Source organism: Moraxella sp. CTOTU49097, from assembly GCF_032064105.1.
GTDB lineage: Bacteria > Pseudomonadota > Gammaproteobacteria > Pseudomonadales > Moraxellaceae > Faucicola > Faucicola osloensis_B.
Genome location: NZ_DAMBOA010000018.1, coordinates 19,869 through 33,937 on the forward strand (window position 1 = coordinate 19,869; position 14,069 = coordinate 33,937).

Below are 14,069 nucleotides of genomic sequence, written 5' to 3' on the forward strand. Positions count from 1 at the left end.
TCATCCGACAAAATTAACCAAATCGGTATGCAAATTGTCAAAAAAGCCGTGTAAAATCCTAACACGTTATCAAAAGCGCTAAAAATTTAAAAAATGGAAATTCGTATGTGTTGTGCTCATGTATCAAAAAATCGTCAAGCGGGTTTTACTTTAATTGAAGTCATGGTAGTGATTGTCATTTTGGCAATTTTGGCAGGTCTTGTGGTACCCAAAGTGGTGGGTCAAAGTGACAAAGCCCGCGTCAAAACCACCGAAACGGCTTTATCCACCACCTCAAATGCCATTGATATGTTTAAAGTGGATAATGGTCGCTATCCCACCACCCAAGAAGGGTTAGAAGCCTTAAATAAGCCACCACAAGGCGCCAAAAACTGGCCAGAGGGCGGGTATATTAAAGGCGGTTTCCCGAAAGATGGCTGGGATAATGACCTACAATACGTTATCCCAGGTACCGAAGGCAGAACCTATGATTTATTCTCATTGGGGGCTGATGGCAAAGAAGGCGGTGAAGGTCAAGACGCAGACATTTTTGCTAAGCTATAGTTTAGTGCTGTTACTGGGTTAACCAAATCAGAGTCACGCACTCTGATTTTTTTTGCTAGGTTTTTGGGCAGGGATTAGCTAAAATTAGCCGTCATAGTATAATTACGTGGCTTAAAACGTATAAATTTGAAACGTATGAATTTGAAACGTATGAGAAATTATCTTTGAAAAATATATCCCCTATGCCTACGCCATTGTTTTGTTTTCGAACCGTGATGCGTCATGTCTCTTTGCTTGGCATGTTACTGGCTGTCACTAGCCTCGCCATGCCAAGCGCCCAAGCGATTAGTTTAAGCGAGGTTTTTGGCGGTAATGACAATGCCGGCTTGACAGTAAAAGACAAGCCGCTACCGGTGCATGAGGCTTTTAAAGTCTACACGGAGCAAAAAGGGCAAGTAGTGTCCATTCATGTGGATGTCAAAGCAGGCTATTATGCGTATCGGGATAAATTAACCTTACAATTGCCTGATGGGGTAACAGCGACGCCGCTACAATTTAGTGCAGCACCGACCTACGTGGATGACCCGGATTTTGGTCGGGTGCCTGTGTTTGAACAACCCTTTACTGCCACAACCACCTTGAGCGCTGATAAAGCAATCACCTCACAACCTGCTACGGTCAAATGGCAGGGCTGTGCCAAAGTAGGACTTTGCTATCCCCCTGAAAAGACCAAATTTGTCATTACCCAATTGGCCGCTTCCACCAAAAATGCCGCAAAAAAATCAGACGCAATGACGTCAAAAACGGCGCAAGCCAAAGTCAATAATACCGTGGCGATGACCAATGATGCCGCCTCGACAACGACTCAGCAATCTGTTAGCTTGCCCCCCGCTAAAACCGTCGATGAGGCAACTAGCACACCGTCTGCCAAACAAGCGATTTCTAGTGGCAGTACAGCCGCAGCGGTTCAGCGAGTCGCATCAACCACAGCGCAGTTAACGGCATCCGCCCCTGTCGTATCTATGGCATCGTCTCAACCTGCCCAAACAACTGTCATGACTGAACCCGCGGCTTCATCGGCGGCGGTAGCAACGAATTTGACGGCTAGCCCTAGCAATCAAGATATTTTTGGATTGACCAAACATAGCGGTGTTGCGTTATTGCTGTTGTTTTTAGCAGGATTAGGGTTAGCGTTTACCCCTTGTGTGTTACCCATGCTGCCGATTGTAGCCAATATCGTTGCCCGTCAACATCGTCCATCCGCCAAAAAAGGGTTATTACTCACGGGTAGTTATGGTTTGGGTGTTGCCACCAGTTATGGCATTTTGGGCGCAGTGGTTGCGTTATTTGGGCAATCTTTAGGTATACTAAACTGGCTACAAAACCCTGTCATTTTATTGGTTTTTGCAGGGTTATTTATCCTGCTTGGACTCTACATGTTGGACGTCATTCGCTGGCAACTGCCGCATGCGCTGCGTGTTAAGTTCCAAAAAATCAGTCAAATTGGGGAAAATCGACTTGGTAGCTTAAGTGGTAGTTATTTGACAGGCTTGTTTTCTGCACTGGTTGTCTCACCTTGTGTGTCGGCACCCCTTGCAGGCGCGTTGGCAGGCGTAGCAGCACTGGGTGATCCTGTGATGGGGTTTGCCGCATTGTTTTTATTGGGGCTTGGGCTATCCACACCGCTCATTTTACTCGGCGCCACTCAAGGTAATTTTATGCCAAAAGCAGGCGAGTGGATGAACTGGGTCAAAACCAGCTTTGGTTTGCTGTTATTTGGCGTCGCTTTATTGATGATAGAGCGTATATGGCTATCAAGCTGGATGCTGATGCTATGGGCACTGTGGTTTGCTGTGCTTGGCTTATGGCTGTGGCGCTGGCACGGCAAAAAAGGTCAACTACTCACTCAAGCACTAGCATTGCTAGCGTGCCTCTGGTCAGCGTGTCTTGTGATAGGCACTGCTTCAGGTAGTCAAGATAGTTGGCAGCCGCTTAACAAGCTTGTGAATACCGCAGCGCAATCGGCATTCACGGCAACGAAGACCACCCAGACGATTAAAATCACCAAACTGTCACAGCTTGAGCCCTTGCTTTCGCAATATCCAAAGCTAGTCGTCGATGTCACCGCAGAATGGTGCATTGAATGTCGTATCATGGATAAAACACTTTTTGCCAACCCGCCGCAAAGTTTAGCCAGCTGGCAAGTTGTCAAACTCGATGTGACTGACAATACGCCAGATAGCCAAGCAATCTATAAAAAATTAGCCGTGTTCGGTCCGCCTGTATTGTTGTATTACCAAAACGGTCAACTGGTAGCAAGACAAAACGGTGAGGTCAAACGCCCTGATTTTGAGCAACTCTTGTCCCAATTAAATTAAGTCTAAACTCAGTTAAAGAAAATTCAGTTCAAGAAAATTCAGTCAAATGATTCATTGACCCATCCAACCATTAAGGCTAAAAAAATTGAACTATCACTTAGCAAAGTCTATAGCCATCTCGTTAACTTTGGGGGTGCTAATTTTTGTCACTGGGTGTTCCCATGAAGGCAATGCCGACCAACAGCCCAGCCAAAATAAAAGCCAAAACCAAAGCGGAAATAGCCAGTTATCAAGCCCAAATTCGCAGTTAGCAGGCTCAAACTCCAATCAACAGACGGCTAAAAACTCAAGCCCTTATACTGACAAAAAACGTCAGGTAACAAACCTTCAATGCAACAACGCCGCCATTAATCAAGCTTATCAAGCCAAAAATCCCAGCGTTAAACGACAGGTATTAGGGTGTGGTACGGTGATTAAAGTGCTAAAAGACGATAATGAGGGTAGCCGCCATCAAAAATTTTTGGTCAAAATTGATAACTACCCAAATATCACGGTGTTAATTGCCCATAATATTGATTTGGCACCGCGCATCGAGGGTATCCAAGCCAAAAATCCCATTCGTTTTTATGGTGAATATATTTATAACGACAAAGGTGGCGTTATACATTGGACACACCGCGACCCCGCTAGCCGTCATCAAGACGGTTGGCTTGAGTATAAAGGCCAGCAGTATCAATAGAATTATCCATACAAGCACCCATAGAAATAACAATAATTGACGAGCCAATAGTGGATTGGAACTTTACTTTACTGTTAAAAATTATTATGTATTTGTTAACTATTTGTCATCAATTTTTGCTATCATGAACGATATTTTTGTAAGAAGGTCAACCTATGTCACAACTTACGCTTTACCGTACCGCTTTATCGCTTGCTATACTAGCCACACTAACAGTTACAGCAACTACGCAGGCAAAAACTTCAACAAAAGCTTCAACAAAAGCTTCAACAAAAGCTTCAACAAAAGCTTCAACAAAACCCTCAACACAAGATTCAACAAAAACTTTAATAACAACAACCGTTATTCCTGTCGACGAGCAAATGCTGCTAACCTGTTCAAAAATCACTGACAATGTCGCGCGTCTAGCTTGTTTTGACAAGATAAGCGTTGGTAAAATCGAACCCGAAGCCAAGGCGCCCCTTGATATTGCCAAAACCTTGAAAGTGAGTATCAAAGAAGGTAAAGCAATACCCGTGTTAGCCGTGGATCAAACGACAACCGTCACGACTCCCACTAAAAACGAGCAAAAAAAACTGGATTACTTGGTACCCAACAAGCAAGACAAAACCATCTTAAAACAAGTGGGGGTGACTGCAACGGATGTGGAAAAATATACGCCACTGAGTGTGTTATATGACTTGGATAAAAATGATCCCAAAGGGATACTGACGATACGTCCACATTTGCCCATGTATGTCATGCCGCTTTGGTACAACGCGACGCCAAACTATGATATTCATTCACCCACCCAAGATCATGTTCGCGCATCGAAAGATTATTTGCAGCATCTAGATAGCAAGCTGCAAATTTCAATGAAAACCAAGCTTGCCCAAGATGTGTTCGATACCAATGCCGATGTTTGGCTTGGCTATACCCAGCAGTCTTATTGGCAAGTGTACAATGGTAAAAATTCAAGACCTTTTCGCAGCTCAGATTACCAGCCAGAGATATTTTTGACACAGCCTATCAAGGGTAATCTGCCCGGGAATGGGTCATTAAGACTGTTGGGCGCGGGGCTCGTGCATGAATCAAATGGACAGTCAGACCCGTTATCACGTTCTTGGAATCGTATCTATGCAATGGCAGGAACAGAGTGGGGCAAACTCACCGTGATTCCAAGACTGTGGCTAATCGCAAATGAAAACAGTAAAGACTCGGATAACCCAGATATCGGGGATTACATGGGCTATGGCGATGTGCGTTGGTTGTATCCACTCAATGACCAAAGCACGGTGGGCGGTGTGATGCGTTATAATCCTAGTACCAATAAAGGCGCTATACAGGTGGATTATGCTTATCCATTGAAAGGCGGTATGAAAGCGATTTTACAAGTATTCCATGGCTATGGTGAAAACATCCAAGACTATAATCATAAGAGCACCAATATCGGTATTGGTTTTATGTTCAATGATTTTAAAGGGCTTTAACTGCGTTTATGGCAATCGTAGCCCCCTTGCCTTGGTGGCGATTGCCCTTTGCCATGGCGTTGGTGTATCAAGCAAAAGTTCATCACCGTTGCCAATTATGTGGCATCAATCATTGCGCTGCAGCACGCTTTGATAACTTAGCACCGCGTCACCATGAGCATTGGTTCAATCGACAGCAATTTCTTTGTCAGCCATGCCATAGCCAGTTTGCATGGTCAGCGTCATTTTTTATTTTGCAACTAAAGCAAACGTCACTGCGTGGCGTAGCCAGCGGCTACTATCAATATCCCCTCAATAAAATCATGCTTGGGTACAAAAATGGGCAGCAGTTACATCATCTGCCCGTTTTGGTTCAAGCTATCAGACAACTGCATATTCCCAACGGTTGTCATTCAAAAAACTCTTTAATCGTTAAAGTGCCAACAAGTTTACAGCGCATTAGGCAACGCGGCTTCGATCCGCTTGCCATTTTAACCGCTTATCTAAGCTTCCATTGGCAAATCCCTGTTTTTACCGGTGTGCAGCGAATGGATCGACCTCACCAGCAGGGTCTAAGCCGAGAGGAGCGTTTGGATAATATCAAAGATGCGTTTTCCTTAACCGATATACCCCCTAGCAAAAATTTGATTTTATTTGATGATGTGGTCACCACAGGTGCCACCCTGTCTGAATTGGCTAATCTACTCACAAATTATCACCCATCTGCCCATATTCATGCGTATTCAGTCTTGCATGGTAAGGTTTTGCATTAGGTCCTGCTTGTCACTGTTTTGCGACCAAAGTTGCACCGCTATATCGTTAAAGCTCGCAGATAAAGGCGGGCTACCAGTGGGTTATTGGAAGGATGCTTTAAAATACTAGGCTAAAAATGATTTGATAATACGTGAGCGCCCTTTCGTCCTAATTCACTTAGCAACAATAAGTGGCTGAGGTAAACTATCGGTAGTAAGCTTTAGGTATGACAATTAACAAAAATACTGAGATAATAGGTATATTTTTTGCTTTAATGTTAGAATGGTTTGTGCTAGTAAACATGGTATGATAGGTCGTTTATCAAGGGGTATGGGTGGGTATCGTGATGAAAGTTTTGAACAGACAGTATCATCGTAACCAAGATCGTGACCAAGGTTTTACGCTGATTGAGCTTGTCATTACCATTGCGATTATGGCTATCATTACCGCGATGGCAGCACCTAGTATGCAAAAACAGATTCGACAAGCCAAAACAAATGATGCCGCAAACATCATTGAAGCTGCGCTAAAAGATGCGAAGTCGCAAGCCTTAATTACGCAAAAAAATATCAAAGTGGTGTTGACCGATACATCAACTAATAAGAACTTAAAGCTATTTTATGTCGGTGATGATACGACCACAACCGTTCCACTGGCAACTTATACATTGGATAAAAATATTAGCATAATAACCAATGCTTCAAATTTGACAGCTGTTTCTTTCACCCCTTACAAAAACGCTTATCCAGGGGATACGGGGACTAGACCTGACAACACAGACACAGATAGCTCGACCAATTTTTCAGTGTGTTATGGCGCTGGGTCTGATAAATATACCATCATGGTCGATGCAAGCAGCAATATTGTCACTAGCAAAAATGGGACGTGTTCATGAATTCACAAAAAGGCATTGGCTTAATAGAAGTGCTGGTCGCGTTGATGTTGTTAGCAATCGCGGTGCTTGGATTCACAGCCATGCAGATGACCGCAGTCAAAGCTACCGATGAGAGTTTGATGCGTACCCGAGCATTAACGGTACTGCGGGGTGCCGCCGAGATGATGCGAGCGAATATAGATGGTATACCCGCATTCAAAACCGCGATTAACGGCACCGCCACCACACTCACCAATACAGATACTAGCAATGTGCCTATCACCAAAGATAGTTGTATGACAGGGGGTACGCCTGTGTCCTGTACGATTAAGCAATTGGCAGTAAAAGACGCCTTAACCGTCAAGCAATATGCCACAGACAATGGCTTGAATGTGGGTATGGCAACTTGCCCGACCAAACGCACGACAACCACTAGCGCTAGTGGTGTTGCCACAACGATTAGTACGGTTGGACAGGACCGCCAATGCCTGATTGCTGCTTGGGGTGATACCGACCCGATTTTTTTGGATACCGCCGTTGCATCCAATACGACTAAAGACAAACCCTGCGCTAATGAAGATGCGGTCTATAATTTTGGTGCACAATGCTTCATTATGGAGGCATACTGATGATATCAAATAATCGTTCTACTTCAGGCTTTACTTTAATAGAGCTAATGATTTCATTGGTATTAGGGCTACTGATTTCTGCTGCGGTGATACAAGTATACCTGACGAACACCAAAACCGCCTCAACCCAAAAAAGTGGCAGCGAGCTACAAGAGGCAAGCGTTTTTGGTTTGCAGCAGCTAGAGAGCCATTTGCGATTGGCAAACTTGGGAAATTCAGTAACTTCTATTACCGATACAACGGCGGGTGGTGGCATCGTCATTTCACCTGAAAATATTGGTTTGGAGAGCACAGACACTTCCGAAAGTCTTTATTTTACACGCACTGGAGGCGATTCTAATATCACAGGGATCAATAGCGACCAGTTAACGATTCAATTTAAAAATACCACGGGTGTAAAAATTGCAGATTGTGAAAGCGCCGATGTGGAATTGGGTGATACTGTAATTGAACGGTATTTTATTAGAAGTTCAAGTACAACAGGGCAAGGGCTGTTGCTAGCTTGCGATGCGGGTAGGGTTACAACTGCAGGCATTACTGGTTTGAGTGCGAACTATCAAAGCGGTGGCAGCGAGGTAATCTTAGGGGTAGACCAATTCAAAATCTTGTTGGGTATCCAAACTGACGCACCTAGTAATGCTGGGTTGATGCGTTACCTGACCGCCAGTGAGTATTTAGCATTGTCTGGTACCAAGCCGCCCATTACCGCAGTCAAAATTGGGCTAATTGTCCGAGGCAGTTCACCTGTCATCGGTAGCGATGTCGCGACCAGTTTTAAGTTATTAGGCGCAACTCAGCCATTAAAATCAGGACAGCCTAAGCTGGTACGTACTACCTATGAATCTACGACCTTATTGAGAAACGCCCGAGTTATCAATATTGACACCAGTACGACATTAACTGCGGGGAGTTAGCCAATGCGCAACCCAATCCTATCGATCAGCACGCAATCCGCGCTTATCCGTCCAACAAACAAGGCGCATAATTTGCCATCTCATGAACGCGGAGCAGCGCTCATTGTAGTATTATTGTTTTTGGTGCTGATCCTGTTGGCAGGCGCGATAGCAGTACGTCAAAGTACCACGGATCTCAGAACTGCCACCGCTGACCAAATCAATACCCTGTTGCTACAATCAGCCGATAGTGGCAATCAAAAGATAGAAGCAATGGTGAATGCCAATCCTAGTTCACAGGCATATAAAGATATCACTAGCGTGTCAGGGGCTATCGGGCATTTTTTACTCAATTCGGACAATGCTACCAACGAATTTATCTACTGCTATAATCCCCGTGAAAAAAAATACCTTGCCAAAAACGCTACCATCCTAAAAAAAGGCGGTGGTTACTGGAGCGGGCGTAACAGTGGGTACTGTGACTATACCAGTGCCGATAGCTATAATAGTGATAGACAAACCTCAATGACCCAGATGAATATTGCGGTCACCGCACCCGATGCCAATGCTGAACCATTTTCACAAATGGTGATTGGGAAAGAAGTAGAAAACCGCACCAGTAAAAAGTTCAAGTTCGACATTCGCGCCACCGCAGCCTTACCTGCGTATGCAGAGCCTAAGGTGGGTTCTGATAAGTGCTTTGAACAAACTGCTATTCAAGACAATGTGAGTGCAGGAAAATATTCGCTCATTGAGTGTATGCGTAAAGCCAACACCCCAAGCAAGATGCTTTATGAGCAAGCGGATGTCGAGAATATGTCAAGCTCAACCAACTGTATTCCGTTTGGCAGAGGTACAGGGACATTATCGTCAAGATGTACTTTAACCTCATCAGGTAGTTAAGGTTTGTTAAGATAAAGATAATGTGGTGATAACGATGAAACCCAAATTTGGTGTTAAGAGGTCTAAAGCAATGAATCAATCGTGTCAAGGTAAAATAACGACTTCAATCAAATATGTAGTTATTGCTATGTCTATGATGGTGGCGGTGAGTACTTCACAGGCGGATGTTAGCCAAAAGAAAATCGGTGATTTGGAGATTTATAAGGCGGCAGAAGGTGGTAAAGTCACCATTATGATGATGCTTGATACCTCGGGGAGTATGTCAGAGCCTTATATGAAGACATATTTTTCCTCAGAGGCAGCAACTGCATGTAATTTGCCAAAAAACACCCCTTATACTTCTTGGGGAGGTGGTGCTTATAATTCTACCAAGTCTGGCTCAAACGCTAAATTTAATCAATATGGCTGTACTATTGCCGATACCACAAAAAACGTACTTAAGTATTTTTTAAATAACGAACAGAAAATCACAACGACAGAAACCACGAAGATATATGTCGGGAAATATCGCAAAAGAACATATGGTTGCTTCCTTTTTTTGTGTGGTTGGAGTAGTTGGAGCAGTGTGCAACCTTCCATGACATTTACCTCAACCAATCAAGCATCTAATATAAATGGTACGACATGGTACGGTTGCGGTGCAGATGGCAGTGTCAATAGATCAGACTGTACCACCACAGCAACCAATACTACCACCACAGGCATGACTTCTGAAACAGTCAATGGCACATCGTCTTCAATGAGTACAGCCCCAGTTGTTACTAAAGAAGCGACGATTATCTTCACTGATCCCGATGATTCCAACGTGCAATATGAGATACAAAACCCTCAAGTCACTACTACTACGAAAACCATCAATCAAACCAATAATGTGTACTGGAAAAAAATGGTCACCGAAGTCGATAAAGCAGGCGGTAATATACCCGATAGGCTAACCAGTTTGAAAATCGCAATTTTTAAACTATTAGACAATGGGGGGTTAGACCCAGATAAAGTTGCGATTGGTATCGGGCAGTATTCTTCACAAACGGATGCAGCGGGAGATCCAATTTACTTTAACAGGGTACAAGGGGATAGTAAAACAGGGAAAATTCTTGTACCTGCGGCAAAACTCGACAGTACCCAAATTGAAACACTAAAAAACGCCGTTGCTGGATTAATTGGTTCAAATGGTACACCAACTGCCAATGCGTATGCTGAGACAGGGGCGTATATGCTTGCTACCAATACTACTAATAGTAGTTATTCCGCTTACTCAGGATTTGACCGTTCTGTAAGTAGTTCAAAAAACAACTTGGTATATAAAAGTCCATTAACAGGTCTTACAGGGCAATGTAATGGACAAGGAATTTATTTTTTAACAGATGGTTATCCTAATAATTCAGGCAGTAATATTGCAAATACGCTAATGAGCAAAAGCTTAAATGTCACTGGCATTAGTCCAGATAATGGCTTGATAAATGTAACTACTGGCAATGATGACACTACTGAAAAAGCTTGGGATTACATCGGAGCCTATGCAAAAAAGCTTAGAGATACTGCAAATCCTATAAGAATGACCATCAAAACAGCGACAGTAGGGTTTGGTAGCGAGTTCAATAACCCTAATGGATTACCGACTAAAAAAATCACAATTGGTGGCGAAGAAGTTAATGTCACCGATTGCGATAAACTCAGTACACAAGATGCCATCAATCTTTGTAAGTGGGGTGAGAAATCCTATAATTATGGCGAAGGTGGCTTTTATTCTGCTCAGTCTACCGACGATGTGGTAAATAGTGTCATTAAATTTGCCAAAGACCTAAATCAAACTTTACCCTCAGCCCCTTCAGGAACCATTGTTATCCCTGATGATCCTTACCGAGCCGATAGCCAACTAGCGGTGGCATATTATCCTATCTTACAAGCTGATTTAAAAAATAATGTTGCGACTTGGGCAGGTAATCTAAAAAAATACAACCTTAACGAAGGTACGCTTTACGGTAAAAATAATAGTTCATTATTTTTAGATATCGCCGGTAATCTCAATCCTACTACAGAAGACCTGTGGAGTGCTGTCAGTGTGGTAAAAGATGGTGTAAATGCCAATGATTTGGTTACCTCAGGCGGATTTTATAGTAACTTACGCGCCCCGAACACCGCTGTGAATAATGTAAGAACCTTGTACATTGAAGATAACACTTCCTCAAGTGATACAAGTCCGCGCCTACGAAAATTGGGCGTCAATGCCTCAGGTAAAGTCACCTTGGATGGAAGTATCATCAGTACCTCAAATACTTTCGTAGATACCACCACGTATTCGCGTAATAACGTCAATTTATTACTACAATTTTTAGGTTTTACATTGACTGATGCGCAAAAAACTCAAGCCTTAGCGGATTTGGTACTCACTGCACCAACGTCACCTGTCAAAGTCCTTGGAGCCACCATCCATTCAACACCAAGCATGGTGTCCTACTCAGCCGATCTTGATACCGATGGTAAAGTCAGCAGTACCCGTGATGATTATGCGTTATTTGGTTCGAGTGATGGGTCACTACACATGGTAAATGCCGATGACTATACTACTACAGGCAATGGAGGAAGAGAGCAGCTTGCCTTTATCCCTAAACAAATGCTCATCAGTCAACCACAGGCGCTCATCAATGGTACGAGCACAGATGTTGGTAAACCTAACTTTGGTGTAGACGCACCTTGGCTAGTGAGTGCTAATTATTTTTATGACCTTGATAACAGCAAAGTCACTGTAACACCTTGTGCAGCAGATACGACTATCGACCCAAGTAATACTCGAGACTGCCGTAATACCTATGTCCGTGCTTATGGCGGACTACGAATGGGCGGAGAAGGTATGTATGGCTTGGATTTAACGGATAAAAATAATCCTAAGATGCTGTTTAGAATCGATTCTGCTACGACAGGCTTTGATCGCATGGGACAAATATGGTCAAAACCTACCAAGGCAAAAATTGCCACGGGCATAGACTCTACAACCAAAAAAGTCAATGCTTATAAAGATGTCTTAATCTTTGGTGGCGGCTACGATACTTGCTATGAAGACCAAGGTTATCAAGTCGGTACCACAACTTCAACCTTAAGCAATCAAAAATCACAAGCATGTAACCGCACAACCGCTACTGAATCTTTAGGCAATGCTGTATATATGGTTGATGCTAAAACGGGTGCGCTTATTTGGTCAGCCACCAAAGCAGCCAATACGGTATCAGATGCAACCAATACAACAGTCTCTACCCTCAGTAATAGTATCGTAGGCGGGATTACTGTCCTTGACCGCAACAATGATGGTTATATGGATCAGTTATACTTTGCTGACATGGGTGGTCAAGTGTTCCGTGCTGATTTTACCAATGCTGGATTCATCAAACCTGTGAGCAGTGGCACAGCTGCACCTGAAACTTCATTTAGTAATACGCGCGTAGTGCGTCTGCTGCAACCTGCCTTTACTGGCGCAGATATCAAGTATAATCACCGTTTTTATGAGCGTCCTGCCGTCAGTTTTTACCGTGGCGATAGTACCTTTAATAACAGCCGATTATTCGCTGTAGTGAATGTCATCTCAGGTGACCGCAGTTCGCCGTTATCAAAACTACGTGCTAGCGATGCCTATGCCGATAGACTATATGGCATCATGGACACCGATGTCACGTTGGCAGATAGTATTCTATATGCCAGTGATTTTACCACCCGCAAAGAATCTACCGCCACAGATGCGCCTAAAGTACAAAAAGTGGTAGACTTGACAGCCAATACCACAACGGCTAGCGACTTATTGGCATTACCCACGGTTATCACAGATTATACTTTAGCTACCAAACGCTCGGCTATCACTTCTGTAAAAGCCAAACGTGGCTGGTATTATCCATTAACGCGCTTTGATGGATTTAATCAAGTCAAATACACCAAAGGCGTGGGCAAGTCTGAGGTCATTAATAGTTTCTTATACACCACTGTCTATAATCCCGATATGACGTATGGTACAGTCAATCCCTGTGTCGCAAAAATCACAGGCGGCTCAGAGCGTCAATTGTATTGTCTACCTTACGGTATTTGCTTAAAAGAAACCACAAATTCAGCAGGGGCGGCTATCGATGAGTATGCGACATCAAAAAATGGCACAGCAGGTTTTGCGCGGGCAGGGCAAGGTATCCAAGAGTTGACGCTAGGACCGCGTAGTTCTACGTTATCGAATCAACGCTTATTGATTGGTACGCAAACTATCACCGATAGAGCCTCCAACCGAGTGAATTTTGGTGATGACAGCGGTAAGCTGCTAGCAGATGATACGGGATCTAATAATATTGGACTTGATAGGATTAGCCAACCATTATCTGGTCTAATTAAAACCACAGGTGATGGCTCAGCACCAGAGAATATCTACAATGACCGATACACCTTAAAGCCAAATACTTGGTTTGAAGTCAATAAATAACCGAGGCAATGATGAATCGTCACAAAGGCTTTACGCTGATTGAACTGATGGTAACAGTAGCGATGGTTGCGATACTCGCCAGTATCGCTATCCCATCATATCGGCAATATGCTATCCGCAATGCCGAATCGCAAGCGCAAGCGAAAATGAAGCAGCTAGAGATTGAGCTCAATCGCTGGCGCGCAACCGCGCTTACTTATAAAGGTTTTAAACCTGCCAAAGTTGCTAGTAATGGTACAATCAGCTATGGTTATGATGAAACAGATAATAAAACTATTTATGTCCCTGCCAATAGCACCAGCAGTAATTATCACTACAAGATACTGTTGGTGGATGGCGACAATACTGCCAATAGTTTGGTGCCAACGGCATCTTCGACGCTCTCTAATAGCTTGACTGCAGGTAGAGCCTGGGTGATGTTTGCCACCCCTAACCCCACAAAATTTAACGATGCGCATAAAATTTTGCTCACGAGCAGTGCAACACAATGCAAAACTAAAAATAGTGACACTAGCGTTACCATCGCATCAACCAACTGTGGTACTTATTCGGAGACTTGGTAATGAAAAATCGATATAG

At 43.6% G+C, this 14,069-nt stretch carries 11 protein-coding genes; all 11 read left to right on the forward strand.

The annotated features are described in order from the left end of the window. Positions 1-93 precede the first annotated feature (93 nt). The gene (gene gspG / locus RT064_RS09200; protein ID WP_060994583.1) at positions 94-543 is read left to right on the forward strand and encodes a type II secretion system major pseudopilin GspG; all 450 of its coding nucleotides are present in this window, start codon (positions 94-96) and stop codon (positions 541-543) included. A gap of 215 nt (positions 544-758) precedes the next feature. Then, positions 759-2,861, forward strand: coding sequence for a cytochrome c biogenesis protein CcdA (locus tag RT064_RS09205; RefSeq protein ID WP_313063002.1), 2,103 nt, complete (start codon positions 759-761; stop codon positions 2,859-2,861). Between the two features lie 85 nt (positions 2,862-2,946). After that, positions 2,947-3,540, forward strand: coding sequence for a DUF3465 domain-containing protein (locus tag RT064_RS09210; protein ID WP_313063003.1), 594 nt, complete (start codon positions 2,947-2,949; stop codon positions 3,538-3,540). Between the two features lie 362 nt (positions 3,541-3,902). Continuing rightward, positions 3,903-5,009: a phospholipase A gene (locus RT064_RS09215; RefSeq protein ID WP_313063004.1), complete on the forward strand. Its 1,107-nt coding sequence runs from the start codon at positions 3,903-3,905 to the stop codon at positions 5,007-5,009. Between the two features lie 8 nt (positions 5,010-5,017). Continuing rightward, complete coding sequence (locus RT064_RS09220; RefSeq protein WP_313063006.1) at positions 5,018-5,761, forward strand: ComF family protein; 744 nt, start codon at positions 5,018-5,020, stop codon at positions 5,759-5,761. Positions 5,762-6,087: 326 nt separating this feature from the next. Continuing rightward, complete coding sequence (locus RT064_RS09225; protein ID WP_313063007.1) at positions 6,088-6,636, forward strand: GspH/FimT family pseudopilin; 549 nt, start codon at positions 6,088-6,090, stop codon at positions 6,634-6,636. Then, positions 6,633-7,244: a type IV pilus modification protein PilV gene (gene pilV / locus RT064_RS09230; protein ID WP_313063008.1), complete on the forward strand. Its 612-nt coding sequence runs from the start codon at positions 6,633-6,635 to the stop codon at positions 7,242-7,244. Before RT064_RS09225 ends, pilV begins: the two co-directional genes overlap by 4 nt. Beyond that, a complete protein-coding gene (locus tag RT064_RS09235) occupies positions 7,244-8,158 on the forward strand; it encodes a PilW family protein (protein ID WP_313063009.1) in 915 nt (304 codons plus the stop codon). The genes pilV and RT064_RS09235 overlap by 1 nt, the downstream gene beginning before the upstream one ends. A 3-nt stretch (positions 8,159-8,161) precedes the next feature. Next, on the forward strand, positions 8,162-9,040 hold the full coding sequence (locus RT064_RS09240; protein ID WP_313063010.1) for a PilX N-terminal domain-containing pilus assembly protein: 879 nt from the start codon (positions 8,162-8,164) through the stop codon (positions 9,038-9,040). Positions 9,041-9,167: 127 nt separating this feature from the next. Then, positions 9,168-13,490 carry a pilus assembly protein gene (locus RT064_RS09245; protein WP_313063012.1) on the forward strand — a complete coding sequence of 1,441 codons (4,323 nt, stop codon included), beginning with the start codon at positions 9,168-9,170 and terminating at the stop codon, positions 13,488-13,490. A gap of 8 nt (positions 13,491-13,498) precedes the next feature. Then, positions 13,499-14,053 carry a type IV pilin protein gene (locus RT064_RS09250; RefSeq protein ID WP_313063013.1) on the forward strand — a complete coding sequence of 185 codons (555 nt, stop codon included), beginning with the start codon at positions 13,499-13,501 and terminating at the stop codon, positions 14,051-14,053. Positions 14,054-14,069: the final 16 nt, after the last annotated feature.

Excerpts from the sequence above, each read along its gene's own strand:
- RT064_RS09240 (WP_313063010.1), top strand. The coding sequence starts at position 8,162 with ATGCGCAACCCAATCCTATCGATCAGCACGCAATCCGCGCTTATCCGT.
- RT064_RS09235 (WP_313063009.1), top strand. The coding sequence starts at position 7,244 with ATGATATCAAATAATCGTTCTACTTCAGGCTTTACTTTAATAGAGCTA.
- RT064_RS09225 (WP_313063007.1), top strand. The coding sequence starts at position 6,088 with ATGAAAGTTTTGAACAGACAGTATCATCGTAACCAAGATCGTGACCAA.
- RT064_RS09215 (WP_313063004.1), top strand. The coding sequence starts at position 3,903 with ATGCTGCTAACCTGTTCAAAAATCACTGACAATGTCGCGCGTCTAGCT.
- RT064_RS09220 (WP_313063006.1), top strand. The coding sequence starts at position 5,018 with ATGGCAATCGTAGCCCCCTTGCCTTGGTGGCGATTGCCCTTTGCCATG.
- RT064_RS09250 (WP_313063013.1), top strand. The coding sequence starts at position 13,499 with ATGATGAATCGTCACAAAGGCTTTACGCTGATTGAACTGATGGTAACA.
- RT064_RS09245 (WP_313063012.1), top strand. The coding sequence starts at position 9,168 with ATGTCTATGATGGTGGCGGTGAGTACTTCACAGGCGGATGTTAGCCAA.
- gspG (WP_060994583.1), top strand. The coding sequence starts at position 94 with ATGGAAATTCGTATGTGTTGTGCTCATGTATCAAAAAATCGTCAAGCG.
- RT064_RS09205 (WP_313063002.1), top strand. The coding sequence starts at position 759 with ATGCGTCATGTCTCTTTGCTTGGCATGTTACTGGCTGTCACTAGCCTC.
- pilV (WP_313063008.1), top strand. The coding sequence starts at position 6,633 with ATGAATTCACAAAAAGGCATTGGCTTAATAGAAGTGCTGGTCGCGTTG.